This window comes from Isoptericola sp. NPDC055063 (assembly GCF_053608125.1).
This window is the reverse complement of sequence record NZ_JBSGUW010000007.1, coordinates 86137-104681: the sequence shown is the minus strand read 5'-3', so window position 1 is coordinate 104681 and position 18545 is coordinate 86137. Positions and strand designations below refer to the sequence as shown.

Here is an 18545-nt window from a genome sequence, read left to right as displayed (position 1 = left end):
TCGAAAAGCTTTGAGGAAGTAGGACATCTTGCTCGACGTCAACGTCTTCGACGAGCTGCGTATCGGCCTGGCAACGGCCGACGACATCCGTGCCTGGTCGCACGGTGAGGTCAAGAAGCCCGAGACCATCAACTACCGCACCCTGAAGCCGGAGAAGGACGGGCTCTTCTGCGAGAAGATCTTCGGCCCCACCCGGGACTGGGAGTGCTACTGCGGCAAGTACAAGCGCGTGCGGTTCAAGGGCATCATCTGCGAGCGCTGCGGCGTCGAGGTGACGCGCTCGAAGGTGCGCCGTGAGCGCATGGGTCACATCGAGCTCGCCGCCCCGGTCACGCACATCTGGTTCTTCAAGGGTGTGCCGTCGCGCCTCGGCTACCTGCTGGACCTGGCCCCGAAGGACCTGGAGAAGGTCATCTACTTCGCGGCCTACATGGTCACGTGGGTCGACGACGAGGCCCGCCACGAGGACCTCCCGAACCTCCAGAACGAGATCGACCTGGAGAAGAAGGAGATCTCGGACCGCCGCGACAACGACATCAACGTCCGCGCCCAGAAGCTCGAGGCCGACCTGGCCGAGCTCGAGGCCGAGGGCGCCAAGGCCGACGCGCGCCGCAAGGTGCGCGACTCCGCCGAGCGCGAGATGGCGCAGCTGCGCAAGCGTGCCGACGCGGAGCTGGACCGCCTCGAGCAGGTCTGGGACCGGTTCAAGAACCTCAAGGTCGCCGACCTCGAGGGTGACGAGATGCTGTACCGCCAGCTCGTCGACCGGTACGGCACGTACTTCGAGGGCTCGATGGGCGCCGCGGCGATCCAGAAGCGCCTCGAGAGCTTCGACCTGGACGCCGAGGCCGAGTCGCTGCGCGAGACCATCCGCACGGGCAAGGGCCAGCGCAAGACGCGCGCGCTCAAGCGCCTGAAGGTCGTCAACGCGTTCCTCACGACGACCAACTCGCCCACGGCGATGGTGCTGGACGCCGTCCCGGTCATCCCGCCGGACCTGCGCCCGATGGTGCAGCTCGACGGTGGCCGGTTCGCGACGTCGGACCTGAACGACCTGTACCGCCGCGTGATCAACCGCAACAACCGGCTCAAGCGCCTGCTCGACCTGGGCGCGCCGGAGATCATCGTCAACAACGAGAAGCGGATGCTCCAGGAGGCCGTGGACTCGCTGTTCGACAACGGCCGCCGCGGCCGTCCGGTCACCGGCCCGGGCAACCGCCCGCTGAAGTCGATCTCCGACATGCTCAAGGGCAAGCAGGGCCGGTTCCGTCAGAACCTGCTCGGCAAGCGCGTCGACTACTCGGGCCGTTCGGTCATCGTGGTCGGCCCGCAGCTCAAGCTGCACCAGTGCGGTCTGCCCAAGCAGATGGCGCTCGAGCTGTTCAAGCCGTTCGTCATGAAGCGGCTCGTGGAGCTCAACCATGCGCAGAACATCAAGAGCGCCAAGCGCATGGTCGAGCGCACCCGCGGCGAGGTCTGGGACGTGCTGGAGGAGGTCATCCAGGAGCACCCGGTGCTGCTGAACCGTGCCCCCACCCTGCACCGCCTCGGCATCCAGGCGTTCGAGCCGCAGCTCGTCGAGGGCAAGGCCATCCACCTGCACCCGCTCGTGTGCGCCGCGTTCAACGCGGACTTCGACGGCGACCAGATGGCGGTCCACCTGCCCCTGAGCGCGGAGGCGCAGGCCGAGGCCCGCATCCTCATGCTCTCGAGCAACAACATCCTCAAGCCGTCGGACGGCCGTCCGGTGACCATGCCCTCGCAGGACATGATCATCGGTCTGCACCACCTCACCTCGGACCGCCCCGGCGCGACGGGGGAGGGGCGCGTGTTCTCCTCGCAGGCCGAGGCGATCATGGCCCTCGACCGCGGCGAGCTGGACCTCAACGCCACGATCAAGCTGCGGATGTCCGACCTCGTGCCGCCGACCAGCGGCTTCGAGGCCCCCGAGGGCTGGGAGCAGGGGCAGACGCTGCTGTTCGAGACCACCCTGGGCCGCACGATCTTCAACGAGGCGCTCCCGATCGACTACCCGTTCCAGAACGGCGTCGTCGGCAAGAAGGAGCTCTCGACGATCGTCAACGACCTCGCGGAGCGCTACCCCAAGGTCGACGTCGCGACGTCGCTCGACGCGCTGAAGGACGCCGGCTACCGGTGGGCCACGCGCTCGGGCGTCACGATCGCGATCTCGGACGTGGCGATGCCGGCGGTCAAGGACACGATCCTCGACGAGCACGAGCAGCGCGCGCTCAAGGTGCAGGACCAGTTCGACAAGGGTCTGATCACCGACGACGAGCGTCGCCAGGAGCTCATCGAGATCTGGACGCAGGCCACCGACAAGATCGCGTCGGTCATGCGCGAGAACCTCGAGAGCAACTCGCGGAACACGCTGTACCGCATGGTGTCCTCGGGCGCCCGTGGTAACTGGATGCAGGTCCGTCAGATCGCCGGTATGCGCGGCCTCGTGGCGAACCCGAAGGGCGAGATCATCCCCCGCCCGATCAAGTCCAACTACCGCGAGGGCCTGTCCGTCCTCGAGTACTTCATCGCCTCGCACGGTGCCCGCAAGGGCCTGGCCGACACGGCGCTGCGTACCGCGGACTCCGGCTACCTGACCCGTCGTCTCGTCGACGTGTCGCAGGACGTCATCATCCGCGAGGAGGACTGCGGCACCGAGCGCGGCCTCACGCTGCCCGTCGCCGAGCGCATCGGCGACGTGCTGGTGCCGCACCCGCGCGTCGAGACCAGCATCTACTCGCGCACGTTCGCGACGGACGTCGTGGACGCGGACGGCAACGTCGTGGCCGAGGCGGGCTCGGACGCGGGCGACGTGGTGATCGACAAGGTCATCGCCGCCGGCATCGAGAACGTCAAGGTCCGCTCCGTGCTGACCTGCGAGTCGCGCGTCGGCACCTGCGCCAAGTGCTACGGCCGCTCCCTGGCCACCGGCAAGCTGGTGGACATCGGCGAGGCCGTCGGCATCATCGCGGCGCAGTCCATCGGTGAGCCGGGCACGCAGCTGACGATGCGTACCTTCCACACCGGTGGTGTCGCCTCCGCGGAGGACATCACGCAGGGTCTGCCGCGTGTCACCGAGCTCTTCGAGGCCCGCACCCCCAAGGGTGAGGCGCCTATCGCGGAGTACACGGGCACCGTGGCGATCGAGGACACGGAGCGCACGCGCCACCTGGTCCTCACGCCGGCCGACGGTGGCGAGGAGATCCGCTACCCGGTGACCAAGCGTGCGCGCCTCCTGATCACGGACGGCGAGCAGGTCCAGGTCGGTACCCAGCTGGTCCAGGGCGCCGTCGACCCGAAGAAGGTGCTGCGCATCCTCGGCCCGCGTGCCACGCAGAAGCACCTGGTGGACGAGGTCCAGGAGACCTACCGCTCGCAGGGCGTGGACATCCACGACAAGCACATCGAGGTCATCGTGCGGCAGATGCTGCGTCGCGTGACCGTGCTCGACTCGGGTGACTCGCACCTGCTGCCGGGTGAGCTCGCGGAGCGCGTCCGCTTCGAGGACGCGAACCGTCGTGCCGTGGCGGAGGGTGGCCAGCCGGCCTCCGGCCGTCCGGAGCTCATGGGCATCACGAAGGCCTCGCTCGCCACCGACTCGTGGCTCTCGGCCGCCTCCTTCCAGGAGACGACCCGCGTGCTCACCGAGGCGGCCATGAGCGGTCGTCGTGACCCGCTGCTGGGCCTCAAGGAGAACGTCATCCTCGGTAAGCTCATCCCCGCCGGCACGGGCCTGCCCCGCTACCGGAACATCGAGGTCGAGCCCACCGAGCAGGCGAAGGCGGAGCTCTACCCGAGCTTCGGCTACGACGAGATCGACTTCCCGACGCTCGGCATGGGCACGGGCGAGGCCATCCCGCTGGAGGACCTCGACTTCGGCGACTTCCGCTGATGCCATAGCGCCGAGGTAGTTCGATCCTCGGCGAGGGAGTACGCCGCGTCCGCTCACCGAGCGGGCGCGGCGTGCTGCGTACCACCTCGCCGAGAATCGAACTACCTCGGCGGGGGGCCGGGCGCAGGTCACACCGAGCGGATGCCTCGTTCCTTTGACCCCGCTTGCTTCCGCGGGTAATCTTGGAAGCCGTGCCCGTGCCGTCGCGCGCGCATCCCGCTGTCAGTCCGGAGCCTCGGCTCGGGCCGGCTGCCGGAGGCGTCGCCGACCTGAGCGCACAGGTACCCCGGGAAGATCGCTCGGACCGTCCGCGAGGACGGGGGAGCGGGCCCGGGCCATCGAGCCGGTGGTAAGTGGCGTTGCGGTCCGTGAGGGCCGCCGGTGCCGCATGCGATCGGCACGCACCAGCCAGACAGACCACCGTCGAGGGCCGGCCGGCCCTCGTGAGCTCGAGAAGACGACGGAGACGTAGTGCCTACGATCCAGCAGCTCGTCCGCAAGGGCCGGAGCACGAAGGCCACGGCGTCGAAGACGCCCGCCCTCAAGTCCTCCCCCCAGCGGCGCGGCGTGTGCACCCGTGTGTACACCACCACCCCCAAGAAGCCGAACTCCGCGCTCCGCAAGGTCGCGCGCGTCAAGCTGTCCTCGGGTACCGAGGTCACGGCGTACATCCCGGGCGTCGGCCACAACCTGCAGGAGCACTCGATCGTGCTCGTCCGCGGCGGCCGTGTGAAGGACCTCCCGGGTGTCCGCTACAAGATCGTGCGCGGCGCGCTCGACACGCAGGGCGTGAAGAACCGCAAGCAGGCCCGCAGCAAGTACGGCGCGAAGAAGGAGAAGGCCTGATGCCTCGCAAGGGTCCGGCCCCCAAGCGGCCGCTCATCGTCGACCCCGTCTACGGGTCGCCCGTCGTCACGCAGCTGATCAACAAGGTCCTGCTCGACGGCAAGAAGTCCACCGCCGAGGCGATCGTCTACGGCGCCCTCGAGGGTGTCCGTGCCAAGACGGACCAGGACCCGGTCGTCGTGCTCAAGCGCGCGCTGGAGAACGTCCGCCCGGCTCTCGAGGTCCGCTCCCGCCGTGTCGGTGGCGCCACCTACCAGGTTCCCGTCGACGTCCGTCCGGCCCGTTCCACGACGCTCGCGCTCCGCTGGCTCACGGACTTCTCGCGCGCCCGTCGCGAGAAGACGATGACCGAGCGTCTGATGAACGAGATCCTCGACGCCTCCAACGGCCTCGGTGCCGCGGTGAAGCGCCGCGAGGACATGCACAAGATGGCCGACTCGAACAAGGCGTTCGCGCACTACCGCTGGTGATGCGCTCAGGACGGCTCCGGGTGATCCCCGGGGCCGTCCGCGGATCCGGAGCCGGCCGGGGGCCGGACCTCCGGCCCGGCTTCCGACCTTCCACCGACAAGGGGTAAGACACCGTGGCACTCGACGTGCTGACCGACCTGAACAAGGTCCGCAACATCGGCATCATGGCCCACATCGATGCCGGCAAGACCACCACCACCGAGCGCATCCTGTTCTACACGGGTGTGAACTACAAGATCGGTGAGACGCACGACGGTGCGTCGACGATGGACTGGATGGAGCAGGAGCAGGAGCGCGGCATCACGATCACGTCCGCCGCGACGACCTGCTACTGGAAGAACAACCAGATCAACATCATCGACACCCCCGGTCACGTGGACTTCACCGTCGAGGTCGAGCGCTCGCTGCGCGTGCTCGACGGTGCCGTCGCGGTGTTCGACGGCAAGGAGGGCGTGGAGCCCCAGTCGGAGACCGTGTGGCGCCAGGCCGACAAGTACGACGTCCCGCGCATCTGCTTCGTCAACAAGATGGACAAGCTGGGCGCCGACTTCTACTTCACGGTCGACACCATCATCAACCGTCTCAAGGCGAAGCCGCTGGTCATCCAGCTCCCGATCGGGGCGGAGAACGACTTCGAGGGCGTCGTCGACCTGCTCGAGATGAAGGCGCTCACGTGGCGCGGCGACACCAAGATGGGCGAGGAGTACGCGGTCGAGGAGATCCCGGCCGACCTCGTCGAGAAGGCTCAGCAGTACCGGGCCGAGCTCGTCGAGGCCGTCGCCGAGGCCGACGACGAGCTGCTCGAGAAGTTCCTCGGTGGCGAGGAGCTCTCGATCGCCGAGATCAAGTCCGGCATCCGCAAGCTCGTGATCCGCTCGGAGGCCTTCCCGGTCCTGTGCGGCTCGGCGTTCAAGAACAAGGGCGTGCAGCCCATGCTCGACGCCGTCATCGACTACCTGCCGACCCCGCTCGACGTCCCGGCCGTCCAGGGCCACGACGTCAAGGACGCGGAGAAGATCATCGAGCGTCGCCCGGACGAGGCGGAGCCGTTCTCGGCCCTCGCGTTCAAGGTCGCCACGCACCCGTTCTTCGGCAAGCTCACCTACGTGCGCGTGTACTCGGGCAAGGTCGCGCAGGGCGCGCAGGTCCAGAACTCGACCAAGGGCAAGAAGGAGCGCATCGGGAAGCTCTTCCAGATGCACTCCAACAAGGAGAACCCGGTCGAGGAGGCCCACGCCGGGCACATCTACGCGTTCATCGGGCTCAAGGACGTCACCACCGGTGACACCCTGTGCGACCCGGCGAACCCGGTCATCCTCGAGTCGATGACCTTCCCCGAGCCGGTCATCGACGTGGCCATCGAGCCGAAGACGAAGGCCGACCAGGAGAAGCTCTCCACGGCGATCCAGAAGCTCGCCCAGGAGGACCCGACCTTCCGCGTCAAGCTGGACGAGGAGACCGGCCAGACCGTCATCGGCGGCATGGGCGAGCTCCACCTCGACATCCTCGTCGACCGCATGCGTCGCGAGTTCAAGGTCGAGGCGAACGTCGGCAAGCCGCAGGTGGCGTACCGCGAGACGATCCGCCGCGCCGCGGAGAAGATCGACTACACGCACAAGAAGCAGACCGGTGGCTCGGGCCAGTTCGCGAAGGTCCAGGTGACCTTCGAGCCGCTCGAGACGGCGGACGGCGAGCTCTACGAGTTCGCCAACGCGGTCACCGGTGGGCGCATCCCGCGCGAGTACATCCCGTCCGTGGACGCCGGCATCCAGTCGGCGATGCAGCAGGGCGTCCTGGCCGGGTTCCCCGTGGTCGGGGTCAAGGCCACGCTGCTCGACGGTGCCTACCACGACGTCGACTCCTCGGAGATGGCGTTCAAGATCGCCGGCTCGATGGTCTTCAAGGAGGGCATCAAGCGGGCCGACCCGGTCATCCTCGAGCCCGTCATGGCCGTCGAGGTCCGGACGCCCGAGGAGTACATGGGCGACGTGATCGGTGACATCAACTCGCGTCGTGGGATGATCCAGTCCATGGAGGACGCGACCGGTGTCAAGGTCGTGCGCGCCCAGGTACCGTTGAGCGAGATGTTCGGGTACATCGGTGACCTGCGTTCCAAGACGCAGGGCCGCGCGGTGTACTCGATGCAGTTCGACAGCTACGCCGAGGTTCCTCGCAACGTTGCTGACGAGATCATCAAGAAGACCCGGGGCGAGTGAGCCCCCACAGGTCGACGACCAGCACAACCATCAACCTGTAGGAAGCCGCAACGCCCCGCGGGTCTAGGCTTGATCGGCCAACACCCGCAACGTTCGGAACATCTACCCAAGTCCCAGGAGGACCCCAGTGGCTAAGGCCAAGTTCGAGCGGACCAAGCCGCACGTCAACGTCGGCACGATCGGGCACGTGGACCACGGCAAGACCACGCTCACCGCCGCGATCTCGAAGACGCTCGCGGACACGTACCCCGACCTGCCGGCGAACACGCAGCGCAACTTCGACGAGATCGACGCCGCGCCGGAGGAGAAGCAGCGCGGCATCACGATCAACATCGCGCACATCGAGTACGAGACGCCCAAGCGTCACTACGCGCACGTCGATGCCCCGGGTCACGCCGACTACATCAAGAACATGATCACCGGTGCCGCCCAGATGGACGGCGCGATCCTGGTGGTCGCGGCGACCGACGGTCCGATGGCCCAGACGCGCGAGCACGTGCTGCTGGCCCGCCAGGTGGGCGTGCCCTACCTGCTGGTCGCGCTCAACAAGTCCGACATGGTCGACGACGAGGAGATCCTCGAGCTCGTCGAGATGGAGGTCCGCGAGCTGCTGTCGTCGCAGGACTTCGACGGCGACAACGCGCCCGTCGTCCGCGTCTCCGGCCTCAAGGCCCTCGAGGGTGACCCCGAGTGGACCAAGAAGATCCTGGAGCTCATGGAGGCCGTGGACGAGAACGTCCCCGACCCCGTGCGCGAGCTCGACAAGCCGTTCCTCATGCCGATCGAGGACGTCTTCACGATCACCGGCCGCGGCACCGTCGTGACCGGCAAGGTGGAGCGCGGCACGCTCGACGTCAACTCCGAGGTCGAGATCGTCGGTATCCGCGAGCCGCAGAAGACCACGGTCACCGGTATCGAGACGTTCCACAAGCAGATGGACCAGGCCCAGGCCGGCGACAACACCGGTCTGCTCCTGCGCGGCATCAAGCGCGAGGACGTCGAGCGCGGCCAGGTCGTCGTGAAGCCGGGTTCGATCACCCCGCACACCGACTTCGAGGCTCAGGTCTACATCCTGGGCAAGGACGAGGGTGGGCGCCACAACCCGTTCTACTCGAACTACCGTCCGCAGTTCTACTTCCGCACCACGGACGTCACCGGCGTCATCACGCTGCCCGAGGGCACCGAGATGGTCATGCCCGGCGACAACACCGAGATGACGGTCGCGCTGATCCAGCCGATCGCCATGGAGGAGGGCCTCGGCTTCGCCATCCGTGAGGGTGGCCGCACGGTCGGTTCCGGCCGTGTCACCAAGATCATCAAGTGATCTGCTGATCGCCTGAGCAGGAGGCCCGGGCCCGCACAGGGTCCGGGCCTCCTGCGTGCCCGGGCGCAGCTGGTCCTCGAGGACCGGTGCGTCCGGCGTCACAGCGGAAGAACCCCGTTCCGGCTTGGAATCAGGGGCTTCCCTGTGGCAAGATGTTCAGGTTGCCTGTCACGGGCGCGTTCTTTCTCGTGTCGAACAGTGTGTAGCACCACGGTGCGTGCGCCGGTCCGGAATCTTCGGAACGGCCCGCGTCGCCTGGAGCGGATCCCCTCCCGGAGAGGGGTCGCGGGGTTGCCGGCTGTCGACGCGCTAGAGCGCCCCGCGGGACACATGTCTCGACAGGCCAGACAAACGTCGTGGTCCGCCTCGCGGACCACAATCAACGGCCCCACGCCGGTTCGGTGTGCGCCCGGGTACGTCGCGCTGTTGTTTCAACAACTGCGACACGCCCGAGCGCGGGGGTCGGACAGTAGCGGTTCGAGAGAGAGAGTCAGACGACGCCATGGCGGGACAGAAGATCCGCATCCGGCTCAAGTCCTACGACCACGAGGTCATCGACAGCTCGGCGCGCAAGATCGTCGACACGGTGACGCGCGCTGGTGCGACGGTCGTGGGTCCGGTGCCGCTGCCGACGGAGAAGAACGTCTTCACCGTCATCCGGTCGCCTCACAAGTACAAGGACAGCCGCGAGCACTTCGAGATGCGTACGCACAAGCGGCTCATCGACATCATCGATCCCACGCCGAAGGCCGTCGACTCGCTCATGCGTATCGACCTGCCTGCCGACGTGAACATCGAGATCAAGCTCTGAGGCTGGGATAGATATGACCAACCAGCAGAAGAACGTGACCGCGGTGCTCGGCACCAAGCTCGGTATGACGCAGCTGTGGGACGACGCCGGTCGTCTTGTCCCCGTCACCGTCGTGGCCGTCCCGACCAACGTCGTGACGCAGGTCCGCTCCGCGGACGCCGACGGCTACGCGGCCGTCCAGCTCGCCGCCGGCCAGATCGACCCGCGCAAGGTCACCAAGCCGCTCAAGGGCCACTTCGAGAAGGCCGGCGTCACGCCGCGCCGCCACGTCGCCGAGGTCCGGACCGAGGACGCCGCCGAGTTCACGCTCGGCCAGGAGATCACTGCCGCCGCCTTCGAGGCCGGCGCCGTGGTCGACGTCGTCGGCACCACCAAGGGCAAGGGCACCGCGGGCGTCATGAAGCGCCACGGCTTCTCCGGTGTCGGCGCCTCGCACGGTGCCCACCGCAACCACCGCAAGGCCGGCTCGATCGGTGGCGCCTCGACGCCGTCGCGCGTGTTCAAGGGCCTGCGGATGGCCGGTCGCATGGGCCACGAGCGCATGACCGTCCAGAACCTGACCGTCCACGCGGTCGACGCCGAGAAGGGTCTGCTGCTCGTCAAGGGCGCGGTTCCCGGCCCCAAGGGTGGCGTCGTCGTCGTGCGTAGCGCCGCGAAGGGTGCGTGACCCCCATGGCTAACCAGACCGTCGACGTGCTCGACGCCCAGGGCAAGAAGGCCGGCTCCGCCGAGCTTCCTGCCGAGGTGTTCGACATCGACACCAACGTCCCGCTGATCCACCAGGTGGTCGTCGCGCAGCTCGCTGCCGCCCGCCAGGGCACGCACGCCACCAAGACCCGCGGCGAGGTCCGCGGCGGTGGCCGCAAGCCGTACAAGCAGAAGGGCACCGGCCGCGCCCGCCAGGGTTCGACCCGCGCCCCGCAGTTCGCCGGCGGTGGCACCGTCCACGGCCCGCAGCCGCGCAAGTACGACCAGCGGACCCCGAAGAAGATGAAGGCCGCCGCCCTGCGCGGTGCCCTGTCCGACCGGGCTCGCGCCGGCCGCGTCCACGTGGTCTCCGGCTTCGGCATCGACGGCGCGCCGTCGACCAAGACCGCCGTCAAGACGATCGCCGCGCTCACCGAGCGCACGCACGTCCTCGTGGTCACCGAGCGCTCGGACGAGCTGACGATCAAGTCGCTCCGCAACGTCCAGCAGGTCCACCTGCTGACGGCGGACCAGCTCAACACCTACGACGTGCTCGTCTCCGACGACGTCGTCTTCACGGAGGGTGCGCTCGCCGCGTTCCTCGCCGGCCCGGCCACGGGCAAGAGCGTGAAGGCCGTCGCCACGGAGTCCGAGGCGGCCGAGACCGAGGAGGCCACCAAGTGACCGCCGTGACGAAGGACCCGCGCGACATCCTGATCGCGCCGGTCGTCTCCGAGAAGTCCTACAACCTCCTCGACGAGGGCAAGTACACCTTCGTCGTGGACCCGCGGGCCAACAAGACCGAGATCAAGATCGCGGTCGAGCAGGTCTTCGGCGTCAAGGTCGACTCGGTCAACACGATCAACCGCAAGGGCAAGGCGCGTCGCACGCGCTTCGGCCTGGGCAAGCGCAAGGACACGAAGCGCGCGATCGTGACCCTCCGTGAGGGCACGATCGACATCTTCGGCGGTCCGGCTTCCTGAGGCGCAGAGAGCAGATCGAGGACTAACCCATGGGAATCCGTAAGTACAAGCCGACGACGCCCGGCCGCCGCGGCTCCAGCGTCGCCGACTTCGTCGAGATCACGCGCTCGCAGCCGGAGAAGTCTCTGGTCCGACCGCTGTCCAAGACCGGTGGGCGCAACAACACCGGCCGCATCACGACCCGTCACAAGGGTGGTGGCCACAAGCGCGCGTACCGCGTCATCGACTTCCGTCGCCACGACAAGGACGGCGTGCCCGCCAAGGTCGCGCACATCGAGTACGACCCGAACCGCACGGCTCGGATCGCGCTCCTGCACTACGCGGACGGCACGAAGCGCTACATCATCGCGCCGAACAAGCTGTCGCAGGGCGACGTCGTCGAGGCCGGTGCCGGCGCCGACATCAAGCCCGGCAACAACCTGCCGCTGCGCAACATCCCGACCGGTACGGTCATCCACGCCGTCGAGCTCCGCCCCGGTGGCGGCGCGAAGATCGCCCGCTCCGCCGGTGCGTCCGTGCAGCTCGTCGCGAAGGACGGCCCGTACGCCCAGCTGCGCATGCCGTCCGGCGAGATCCGCAACGTCGACCTGCGCTGCCGCGCCACGGTCGGCGAGGTGGGCAACGCCGAGCAGTCGAACATCAACTGGGGCAAGGCCGGCCGCAAGCGCTGGAAGGGCGTCCGCCCGACCGTGCGTGGTGTGGTCATGAACCCGGTCGACCACCCGCACGGTGGTGGTGAGGGCAAGACCTCCGGTGGTCGCCACCCGGTCAGCCCGTGGGGCCAGCCCGAGGGCCGGACCCGCCGCCCGAACAAGCCGAGCGACAAGCTGATCGTCCGCCGTCGCCGCACCGGCAAGAAGCGCTGATAGGAGCCTGACAGATGCCTCGTAGCCTGAAGAAGGGCCCCTTCGTCGACGACCACCTGCAGAAGAAGGTGGACGCTCAGAACGAGAAGGGGACCAAGAACGTCATCAAGACCTGGTCCCGTCGGTCGGTCATCACGCCCGACTTCCTCGGTCACACCTTTGCCGTGCACGACGGCCGGAAGCACACCCCGGTCTTCGTCACCGAGGCGATGGTCGGCCACAAGCTCGGCGAGTTCGCTCCCACGCGAACCTTCCGCGGCCACGTGAAGGACGACAAGAAGGGCCGTCGCCGCTGACCCCCGGGTCAGCCGGACGACAGGCCCCGACGGTCTGAGAAAAGGAAGCAGGACAGCAATGGAAGCCAAGGCGCAGGCGCGGTTCGTCCGTGTCACGCCCCAGAAGGCCCGGCGCGTCGTGGACCTCATCCGTGGCAAGCAGGCCGCCGAGGCCGTCGCGGTGCTGAAGTTCGCGCCGCAGGCGGCGAGCGAGCCGATCCGCAAGGTTGTGGAGAGCGCCGTCGCGAACGCCCGGGTGAAGGCCGACCGCGCCAGCGAGCGCTTCGACGAGACGGAGCTCTTCGTCTCGGCGGCGTTCGTCGACGAGGGGCCGACGCTCAAGCGGTTCCGTCCGCGGGCGCAGGGGCGTGCGAGCCAGATCCTCAAGCGCACCAGCCACATCACGGTGGTCGTCGCACCGCGTGAGCAGAAGGAAGGGGCCCGATAGTGGGGCAGAAGGTTCACCCGCACGGGTACCGCCTCGGCATCACCACCGACCACCGGTCGCGCTGGTTCGCCGACAGCACCAAGCCTGGTCAGCGGTACCGCGACTACGTCCGCGAGGACGTGGCGATCCGCAAGCTCATGAGCACCGGTCTCGAGCGGGCCGGCATCTCCAAGGTCGAGGTCGAGCGCACCCGCGACCGCGTCCGCGTGGACATCCACACGGCGCGTCCGGGCATCGTCATCGGTCGCCGGGGTGCCGAGGCCGACCGCATCCGCGGCGAGCTCGAGAAGCTCACGGGCAAGCAGGTCCAGCTCAACATCCTCGAGGTCAAGAACGCGGAGATCGACGCGCAGCTGGTCGCGCAGGGCATCGCCGAGCAGCTCGCGAGCCGCGTCTCGTTCCGCCGCGCCATGCGCAAGGGCATCCAGTCCGCCCAGCGGGCCGGTGCCAAGGGCATCCGCGTGCAGGTCTCCGGCCGCCTCGGCGGCGCCGAGATGAGCCGGTCGGAGTTCTACCGCGAGGGTCGTGTGCCGCTGCACACGCTGCGCGCGAACATCGACTACGGCTTCTACGAGGCCCGCACCACCTTCGGCCGCATCGGCGTGAAGGTGTGGATCTACAAGGGCGACATCACCGAGAAGGAGTTCGCCGCGCAGCAGGCCGCCGCCGCGCCCCGTCAGGGTCGTGGCCGTGGTCCGGAGCGTGGGGAGCGCCGCGGTGGCGGTCGTCGCCCCGAGCGTCAGGCCCAGCCGGCCGCCGAGAACGCCCCCGCGTCCGACGCGGCCCCGGCGACGGAGCAGGCTGCGGCCCCCGAGTCCGGAACGGAGGCCTGAGTCATGCTGATCCCCCGCAGGCTCAAGCACCGCAAGCAGCACCACCCCAAGCGCTCCGGCGCGGCCAAGGGTGGCACCACGATCGCGTTCGGCGACTTCGGCATCCAGGCTCTCGAGCCGGCCTACGTCACCAACCGCCAGATCGAGGCTGCTCGTATCGCGATGACCCGCCACATCAAGCGTGGCGGCAAGGTCTGGATCAACATCTACCCGGACCGTCCCCTGACCAAGAAGCCCGCCGAGACCCGCATGGGCTCCGGTAAGGGTTCGCCCGAGTGGTGGGTCGCCAACGTCAAGCCCGGCCGGATCGTCTTCGAGCTGGCGGGTGTCGACGAGGAGCTGGCCCGTGAGGCCATGCGCCGCGCGATCCACAAGCTCCCGATGAAGTGCCGTTTCGTGGTGCGCGAGGGTGGTGCTAACTGATGGCAGTCGGAACCAAGGGCCTGGCCCCCGCTGACCTCGATGGCTTCGACGACGAGAAGCTCGTCGCCGAGCTGAAGAAGGCCAAGGAGGAGCTGTTCAACCTCCGCTTCCAGTCGGCCACCGGCCAGCTGGAGTCCCACGGTCGGATCAAGGCCGTCAAGCGCGACATCGCGCGGATCTACACGGTCCTGCACGAGCGCGAGCTCGGTATCCGCACGGCCCCGAGCGTGAGTGAGTGAGGCATCGATGAGCGAGAACACCAACGCGGTGGCCGCTGAGGCGACCGAGCGCGGTACGCGCAAGGTGCGTCGCGGCTACGTCGTCAGCGACAAGATGGACAAGACCATCGTCGTCGAGGTCGAGGACCGCAAGAAGCACCCGCTGTACGGCAAGGTCCTGCGCACCACCACCAAGGTGAAGGCGCACGACGAGCAGAACTCCGCCGGTATCGGCGACCTGGTCGAGATCATGGAGACCCGTCCGCTGTCCGCGACCAAGCGGTGGCGCCTGACGGAGATCCTCGAGAAGGCCAAGTGATCCAGAAGGTCTTCTGAGACCTTCGGCCGGGGCGGGCCGTGACACACGTATGCGGCCCGTCCCGACCACCACAGCAACTATCCGTTCGGCAAGGCTCGCCCGGGATCTCTCGGGACGAGAACCAGCTCGACGACAGGAGATCAATCGATGATCCAGCAGGAGTCGCGACTGCGGGTCGCCGACAACACGGGTGCCAAGGAGATTCTCTGCATCCGTGTTCTCGGTGGATCCGGCCGTCGCTACGCCGGTATCGGCGACACGATCGTCGCCACCGTCAAGGACGCGATCCCCGGCGGCAACGTGAAGAAGGGCGACGTGGTCAAGGCCGTCGTCGTCCGGACCGCCAAGGAGCGCCGTCGTCCGGACGGTTCCTACATCAAGTTCGACGAGAACGCCGCCGTCATCCTCAAGAACGACGGCGAGCCCCGCGGCACCCGCATCTTCGGCCCGGTCGGGCGCGAGCTGCGCGACAAGCGGTTCATGAAGATCGTCTCGCTGGCGCCGGAGGTGCTCTGACCATGGCGAAGATCAAGAAGGGCGACCAGGTGATCGTCATCGCCGGTCGCGACAAGGGCAAGACGGGCCGTGTGCTCGAGGTCCTCAAGGACTCCGACCGCATCGTGGTCGAGGGCGTGCAGCGCGTCACCAAGCACGTCAAGGCCGGCCAGACGGCTCGCGGCACCCGCACGGGTGGCATCGAGACCGTCGAGGCGCCGATCCACGTCTCGAACGTGATGATCGTCGACCCGGAGACCAAGAAGGGCACGCGCGTCGGGTTCCGCACCGAGCAGGTCGAGCGCGACGGCCGTACCCGCACCGTCCGCGTGCGCGTCGCCAAGCGTTCCGGGAAGGACATCTGATGACCGAGACCACTCTCGAGGCCCCGGCCACCCCGCGCCTCAAGCAGAAGTACCGCGAGGAGATCGTCGCGGCCCTGCGCGAGGAGTTCGGCCACCAGAACCTGCACCAGGTCTCCGGTCTGACCAAGATCGTCGTGAACATGGGTGTCGGTGACGCGGCGAAGGACTCCAAGCTCATCGAGGGCGCGATCCGCGACCTCACCGCGATCACCGGGCAGAAGCCCCAGGTGACGCGGGCGAAGAAGTCCATCGCGCAGTTCAAGCTGCGTGAGGGCATGCCGATCGGCGCGCACGTCACGCTGCGCGGCGACCGGATGTGGGAGTTCCTCGACCGCCTGCTGTCGATCGCGCTGCCGCGTATCCGCGACTTCCGCGGCCTGAGCCCGAAGCAGTTCGACGGGCACGGCAACTACACCTTCGGTCTCACGGAGCAGTCGATGTTCCACGAGATCGACCAGGACAAGATCGACCGCGTCCGCGGCATGGACATCACGGTCGTGACCACGGCGACGACCGATGACGAGGGCCGCTCCCTGCTGCGCCGTCTCGGCTTCCCCTTCAAGGAGAACTGACATGGCGAAGAAGGCCCTGATCAACAAGGCGAACGCCAAGCCGAAGTTCGCCGTCCGCGCCTACACCCGGTGCCAGCGCTGCGGCCGTCCGCACTCGGTCTACCGCAAGTTCGGCCTGTGCCGGATCTGCCTGCGGGAGATGGCCCACCGCGGCGAGCTCCCCGGCGTCACCAAGAGCAGCTGGTAAAACCACTACGCCGTAGGTCCGGGCGGTACCGCGGTACCGCCCGGATACCCCGGCGAGGAAGGGCTGGAGCCCAATGACCATGACAGACCCCATCGCAGACATGCTCACGCGTCTGCGTAACGCGAACTCGGCGCACCACGAGACGGTCACCATGCCGCACTCGAAGCTGAAGTCGAACATCGCGGAGATCCTGCAGGCGCAGGGTTACATCTCCGGCTGGACCGTCGAGGACGCGAAGGTCGGCAAGACCCTCACCCTCACGCTCAAGTACGGCCCGAGCCGCGAGCGCGCCCTCACCGGCGTCCGCCGCGTCTCGAAGCCCGGTCTCCGCGTCTACGCGAAGTCCACCAACCTGCCTCAGGTCCTCGGCGGCCTCGGCGTGGCGATCCTGTCCACGTCCTCCGGCCTGCTGACCGACCGTCAGGCCCAGGCCAAGGGCGTCGGCGGCGAAGTCCTCGCCTACGTCTGGTAATCCGGAAAGGAGAATCGCCATGTCTCGAATCGGCAAGCTCCCCGTTCCGGTCCCGGCCGGCGTGGACGTCACCATCAGCGGTGCGCTCGTGACCGTCAAGGGCCCGAAGGGGACCCTGGAGCACACGGTGCCCACCCCCATCACGGTCGCTCAGGACGCCGGCACCCTCGTGGTGTCGCGCCCGGACGACGAGCGCAAGTCCCGTGCGCTGCACGGCCTCACGCGCACCCTCCTCGCGAACATCGTCACCGGTGTCACCGAGGGCTACGAGAAGAAGCTCGAGATCGTCGGCACCGGTTACCGCGTGGCCGCCAAGGGTCAGAGCCTCGAGTTCGCCCTCGGCTTCTCGCACCCGGTGACCGTCACGGCGCCGGAGGGCATCACCTTCTCGGTCGAGAGCCCGACCAAGTTCTCGGTCGCGGGTATCGACAAGCAGCAGGTCGGCGAGGTCGCAGCGAACATCCGCAAGATCCGCAAGCCCGAGCCCTACAAGGGCAAGGGCGTGCGCTACGCCGGCGAGGTCGTCCGCCGCAAGGTCGGAAAGGCTGGTAAGTGATGGCTCTCAAGGTTCTGGGCAAGGGCAAGGCCGTCGCTCGTCAGCGCCGTCACCTGCGCCTGCGCAAGAAGATCAAGGGCACCGCGACGCGTCCGCGCCTCGTCGTGACCCGCTCCTCGCGCCACATGGTGGCGCAGGTCGTGGACGACACGGTCGGCAAGACCGTCGCCTCCGCCTCGACCCTCGAGGCGGACCTGCGCGCCCTCGACGGCGACAAGACCGCGAAGGCCCGCAAGGTCGGCGAGCTCGTCGCCGCGCGTGCCAAGGCCGCCGGGGTCGACACCGTGGTCTTCGACCGCGGTGGCAACAAGTACCACGGCCGGGTGGCTGCGGTCGCCGACGGCGCCCGGGAAGCGGGGCTGGAGCTGTGATGGCCGACGTCCGCGATTTCGCACGGAAGATGAGGATCCTCTGATGGCTGCAGGGCAGCGCACCGGCGCCCCCCAGGGCGCCAACGAGTCCAACAAGAACGACGGGCGCCGTGGCGGCGGCCGTCGCGACGACCGCCGGGGCGGCGGCCGCGACGCGGCCGACAAGAACGCCTTCGTCGAGCGCGTGGTGACGATCAACCGCGTCTCGAAGGTCGTCAAGGGTGGTCGTCGCTTCAGCTTCACCGCGCTGGTCGTGGTGGGCGACGGCGACGGCACCGTCGGTGTCGGCTACGGCAAGGCCAAGGAGGTGCCCGCGGCGATCGCCAAGGGTGTCGAGGAGGCGAAGAAGAACTTCTTCCGCGTCCCCCGCATCCAGGGCACCATCCCGCACCCCGTCCAGGGTGAGGAGGCCGCCGGCGTCGTGTTCCTGCGTCCGGCCTCGCCGGGTACCGGTGTGATCGCCGGTGGTCCGGTGCGCGCCGTGCTGGAGTGCGCCGGCATCCACGACGTGCTGAGCAAGTCGCTCGGCTCGTCCAACTCGATCAACATCGTGCACGCCACCGTCGCGGCCCTCAAGGGCCTCGAGGAGCCGGCGGCCGTGGCCGCTCGTCGTGGCCTGCCGCTCGAGGACGTGGCCCCGGCCGCGCTCCTGCGTGCGCAGGCTGCCGGCCTCGCCGCCAAGGCGGCCAAGGCGGACGAGAAGGTGGGTGCGTGATGCCTCGTCTGAAGGTCACCCAGGTCAAGTCCGCCATCGGCGGCAAGCAGAACCAGCGTGACACGCTGCGGACCCTCGGCCTCAAGCGGATCGGCGACACCGCCGTGAAGGAGGACCGTCCGGAGATCCGTGGCATGGTCACCACGGTGGCGCACCTCGTCACCGTCGAGGAGGTCGAGTGAT

Annotated in this window: 25 protein-coding genes; all 25 read left to right on the top strand. The window is 68.1% G+C overall.

The genetic code is table 11. The features are described from left to right. Positions 1 to 28 precede the first annotated feature (28 nt). The 25 genes from ACWF41_RS10380 to rpmD all read left to right on the top strand — a co-directional run bounded on the left by ACWF41_RS10380 (position 29) and on the right by rpmD (position 18544). Positions 29 to 3910: a DNA-directed RNA polymerase subunit beta' gene (locus tag ACWF41_RS10380; RefSeq protein ID WP_380322277.1), complete on the top strand. Its 3882-nt coding sequence runs from the start codon at positions 29 to 31 to the stop codon at positions 3908 to 3910. A gap of 471 nt (positions 3911 to 4381) precedes the next feature. Next, the gene (gene rpsL / locus ACWF41_RS10375) at positions 4382 to 4756 is read left to right on the top strand and encodes a 30S ribosomal protein S12 (protein ID WP_380321606.1); all 375 of its coding nucleotides are present in this window, start codon (positions 4382 to 4384) and stop codon (positions 4754 to 4756) included. Then, positions 4756 to 5226 (top strand): 30S ribosomal protein S7, encoded by a 471-nt coding sequence (gene rpsG, locus ACWF41_RS10370; RefSeq protein WP_380321609.1) that lies wholly within the window; start codon positions 4756 to 4758, stop codon positions 5224 to 5226. The genes rpsL and rpsG overlap by 1 nt, the downstream gene beginning before the upstream one ends. Positions 5227 to 5339: 113 nt before the next feature. Continuing rightward, positions 5340 to 7442, top strand: a complete 2103-nt coding sequence (fusA, locus tag ACWF41_RS10365) for an elongation factor G (RefSeq protein WP_380321612.1) — start codon at positions 5340 to 5342, stop codon at positions 7440 to 7442. 127 nt (positions 7443 to 7569) lie between these two features. Then, complete coding sequence (tuf, locus tag ACWF41_RS10360) at positions 7570 to 8766, top strand: elongation factor Tu (RefSeq protein WP_380321615.1); 1197 nt, start codon at positions 7570 to 7572, stop codon at positions 8764 to 8766. A 502-nt stretch (positions 8767 to 9268) separates the two neighbouring features. Beyond that, entirely contained in the window at positions 9269 to 9577 is a 309-nt protein-coding gene (gene rpsJ / locus ACWF41_RS10355; RefSeq protein WP_013837837.1) for a 30S ribosomal protein S10, read from the top strand. Positions 9578 to 9590: 13 nt separating this feature from the next. Then, positions 9591 to 10244, top strand: coding sequence for a 50S ribosomal protein L3 (gene rplC, locus ACWF41_RS10350; protein WP_380321618.1), 654 nt, complete (start codon positions 9591 to 9593; stop codon positions 10242 to 10244). Positions 10245 to 10249: 5 nt separating this feature from the next. Further along, positions 10250 to 10948 carry a 50S ribosomal protein L4 gene (gene rplD / locus ACWF41_RS10345; protein ID WP_380321620.1) on the top strand — a complete coding sequence of 233 codons (699 nt, stop codon included), beginning with the start codon at positions 10250 to 10252 and terminating at the stop codon, positions 10946 to 10948. Continuing rightward, positions 10945 to 11247, top strand: coding sequence for a 50S ribosomal protein L23 (gene rplW, locus ACWF41_RS10340; protein WP_079572420.1), 303 nt, complete (start codon positions 10945 to 10947; stop codon positions 11245 to 11247). The genes rplD and rplW overlap by 4 nt, the downstream gene beginning before the upstream one ends. 29 nt (positions 11248 to 11276) lie before the next feature. Continuing rightward, positions 11277 to 12113: a 50S ribosomal protein L2 gene (gene rplB, locus ACWF41_RS10335; protein ID WP_380321622.1), complete on the top strand. Its 837-nt coding sequence runs from the start codon at positions 11277 to 11279 to the stop codon at positions 12111 to 12113. Positions 12114 to 12127: 14 nt separating this feature from the next. Continuing rightward, the gene (gene rpsS, locus ACWF41_RS10330; RefSeq protein WP_075829208.1) at positions 12128 to 12409 is read left to right on the top strand and encodes a 30S ribosomal protein S19; all 282 of its coding nucleotides are present in this window, start codon (positions 12128 to 12130) and stop codon (positions 12407 to 12409) included. Positions 12410 to 12467: 58 nt separating this feature from the next. Then, positions 12468 to 12836 (top strand): 50S ribosomal protein L22, encoded by a 369-nt coding sequence (gene rplV, locus ACWF41_RS10325; protein WP_079572426.1) that lies wholly within the window; start codon positions 12468 to 12470, stop codon positions 12834 to 12836. Then, on the top strand, positions 12836 to 13669 hold the full coding sequence (gene rpsC, locus ACWF41_RS10320) for a 30S ribosomal protein S3 (protein ID WP_380321625.1): 834 nt from the start codon (positions 12836 to 12838) through the stop codon (positions 13667 to 13669). The genes rplV and rpsC overlap by 1 nt, the downstream gene beginning before the upstream one ends. A 3-nt stretch (positions 13670 to 13672) precedes the next feature. Next, positions 13673 to 14092: a 50S ribosomal protein L16 gene (gene rplP / locus ACWF41_RS10315; protein ID WP_380244191.1), complete on the top strand. Its 420-nt coding sequence runs from the start codon at positions 13673 to 13675 to the stop codon at positions 14090 to 14092. Then, the gene (gene rpmC, locus ACWF41_RS10310) at positions 14092 to 14331 is read left to right on the top strand and encodes a 50S ribosomal protein L29 (protein ID WP_380321628.1); all 240 of its coding nucleotides are present in this window, start codon (positions 14092 to 14094) and stop codon (positions 14329 to 14331) included. Before rplP ends, rpmC begins: the two co-directional genes overlap by 1 nt. Before the next feature lie 7 nt (positions 14332 to 14338). After that, positions 14339 to 14629 (top strand): 30S ribosomal protein S17, encoded by a 291-nt coding sequence (rpsQ, locus tag ACWF41_RS10305; protein ID WP_380321631.1) that lies wholly within the window; start codon positions 14339 to 14341, stop codon positions 14627 to 14629. 147 nt (positions 14630 to 14776) lie between these two features. Further along, complete coding sequence (rplN, locus tag ACWF41_RS10300; protein ID WP_380321634.1) at positions 14777 to 15145, top strand: 50S ribosomal protein L14; 369 nt, start codon at positions 14777 to 14779, stop codon at positions 15143 to 15145. A gap of 2 nt (positions 15146 to 15147) precedes the next feature. Continuing rightward, positions 15148 to 15489 (top strand): 50S ribosomal protein L24, encoded by a 342-nt coding sequence (gene rplX, locus ACWF41_RS10295; RefSeq protein WP_380321637.1) that lies wholly within the window; start codon positions 15148 to 15150, stop codon positions 15487 to 15489. Next, complete coding sequence (gene rplE / locus ACWF41_RS10290) at positions 15489 to 16061, top strand: 50S ribosomal protein L5 (protein ID WP_380321640.1); 573 nt, start codon at positions 15489 to 15491, stop codon at positions 16059 to 16061. Before rplX ends, rplE begins: the two co-directional genes overlap by 1 nt. A 1-nt stretch (position 16062) precedes the next feature. Beyond that, positions 16063 to 16248, top strand: a complete 186-nt coding sequence (locus ACWF41_RS10285) for a type Z 30S ribosomal protein S14 (RefSeq protein ID WP_013837851.1) — start codon at positions 16063 to 16065, stop codon at positions 16246 to 16248. 73 nt (positions 16249 to 16321) lie between these two features. Continuing rightward, positions 16322 to 16720 (top strand): 30S ribosomal protein S8, encoded by a 399-nt coding sequence (gene rpsH / locus ACWF41_RS10280; RefSeq protein WP_380244185.1) that lies wholly within the window; start codon positions 16322 to 16324, stop codon positions 16718 to 16720. A 19-nt stretch (positions 16721 to 16739) separates the two neighbouring features. Continuing rightward, positions 16740 to 17276, top strand: a complete 537-nt coding sequence (gene rplF, locus ACWF41_RS10275; protein WP_380321643.1) for a 50S ribosomal protein L6 — start codon at positions 16740 to 16742, stop codon at positions 17274 to 17276. Further along, on the top strand, positions 17276 to 17647 hold the full coding sequence (rplR, locus tag ACWF41_RS10270; protein ID WP_380321646.1) for a 50S ribosomal protein L18: 372 nt from the start codon (positions 17276 to 17278) through the stop codon (positions 17645 to 17647). The genes rplF and rplR overlap by 1 nt, the downstream gene beginning before the upstream one ends. A 43-nt stretch (positions 17648 to 17690) precedes the next feature. Continuing rightward, positions 17691 to 18362, top strand: a complete 672-nt coding sequence (gene rpsE / locus ACWF41_RS10265) for a 30S ribosomal protein S5 (RefSeq protein WP_380321649.1) — start codon at positions 17691 to 17693, stop codon at positions 18360 to 18362. Continuing rightward, a complete protein-coding gene (gene rpmD / locus ACWF41_RS10260) occupies positions 18362 to 18544 on the top strand; it encodes a 50S ribosomal protein L30 (RefSeq protein WP_079573239.1) in 183 nt (60 codons plus the stop codon). Before rpsE ends, rpmD begins: the two co-directional genes overlap by 1 nt. Position 18545 lies beyond the last annotated feature (1 nt).

Coding starts and splice junctions, on each gene's coding strand:
- rpmC (WP_380321628.1), top strand. CDS start 14,092: ATGGCAGTCGGAACCAAGGGCCTGGCCCCCGCTGACCTCGATGGCTTC.
- rplN (WP_380321634.1), top strand. CDS start 14,777: ATGATCCAGCAGGAGTCGCGACTGCGGGTCGCCGACAACACGGGTGCC.
- rpsQ (WP_380321631.1), top strand. CDS start 14,339: ATGAGCGAGAACACCAACGCGGTGGCCGCTGAGGCGACCGAGCGCGGT.
- rplC (WP_380321618.1), top strand. CDS start 9,591: ATGACCAACCAGCAGAAGAACGTGACCGCGGTGCTCGGCACCAAGCTC.
- rplF (WP_380321643.1), top strand. CDS start 16,740: ATGTCTCGAATCGGCAAGCTCCCCGTTCCGGTCCCGGCCGGCGTGGAC.
- rpmD (WP_079573239.1), top strand. CDS start 18,362: ATGCCTCGTCTGAAGGTCACCCAGGTCAAGTCCGCCATCGGCGGCAAG.
- rpsJ (WP_013837837.1), top strand. CDS start 9,269: ATGGCGGGACAGAAGATCCGCATCCGGCTCAAGTCCTACGACCACGAG.
- ACWF41_RS10285 (WP_013837851.1), top strand. CDS start 16,063: ATGGCGAAGAAGGCCCTGATCAACAAGGCGAACGCCAAGCCGAAGTTC.
- rpsE (WP_380321649.1), top strand. CDS start 17,691: ATGGCTGCAGGGCAGCGCACCGGCGCCCCCCAGGGCGCCAACGAGTCC.
- rplX (WP_380321637.1), top strand. CDS start 15,148: ATGGCGAAGATCAAGAAGGGCGACCAGGTGATCGTCATCGCCGGTCGC.
- rplP (WP_380244191.1), top strand. CDS start 13,673: ATGCTGATCCCCCGCAGGCTCAAGCACCGCAAGCAGCACCACCCCAAG.
- rpsS (WP_075829208.1), top strand. CDS start 12,128: ATGCCTCGTAGCCTGAAGAAGGGCCCCTTCGTCGACGACCACCTGCAG.
- rplE (WP_380321640.1), top strand. CDS start 15,489: ATGACCGAGACCACTCTCGAGGCCCCGGCCACCCCGCGCCTCAAGCAG.
- rplD (WP_380321620.1), top strand. CDS start 10,250: ATGGCTAACCAGACCGTCGACGTGCTCGACGCCCAGGGCAAGAAGGCC.
- rplV (WP_079572426.1), top strand. CDS start 12,468: ATGGAAGCCAAGGCGCAGGCGCGGTTCGTCCGTGTCACGCCCCAGAAG.
- rpsH (WP_380244185.1), top strand. CDS start 16,322: ATGACCATGACAGACCCCATCGCAGACATGCTCACGCGTCTGCGTAAC.
- rplB (WP_380321622.1), top strand. CDS start 11,277: ATGGGAATCCGTAAGTACAAGCCGACGACGCCCGGCCGCCGCGGCTCC.
- rplR (WP_380321646.1), top strand. CDS start 17,276: ATGGCTCTCAAGGTTCTGGGCAAGGGCAAGGCCGTCGCTCGTCAGCGC.
- rpsG (WP_380321609.1), top strand. CDS start 4,756: ATGCCTCGCAAGGGTCCGGCCCCCAAGCGGCCGCTCATCGTCGACCCC.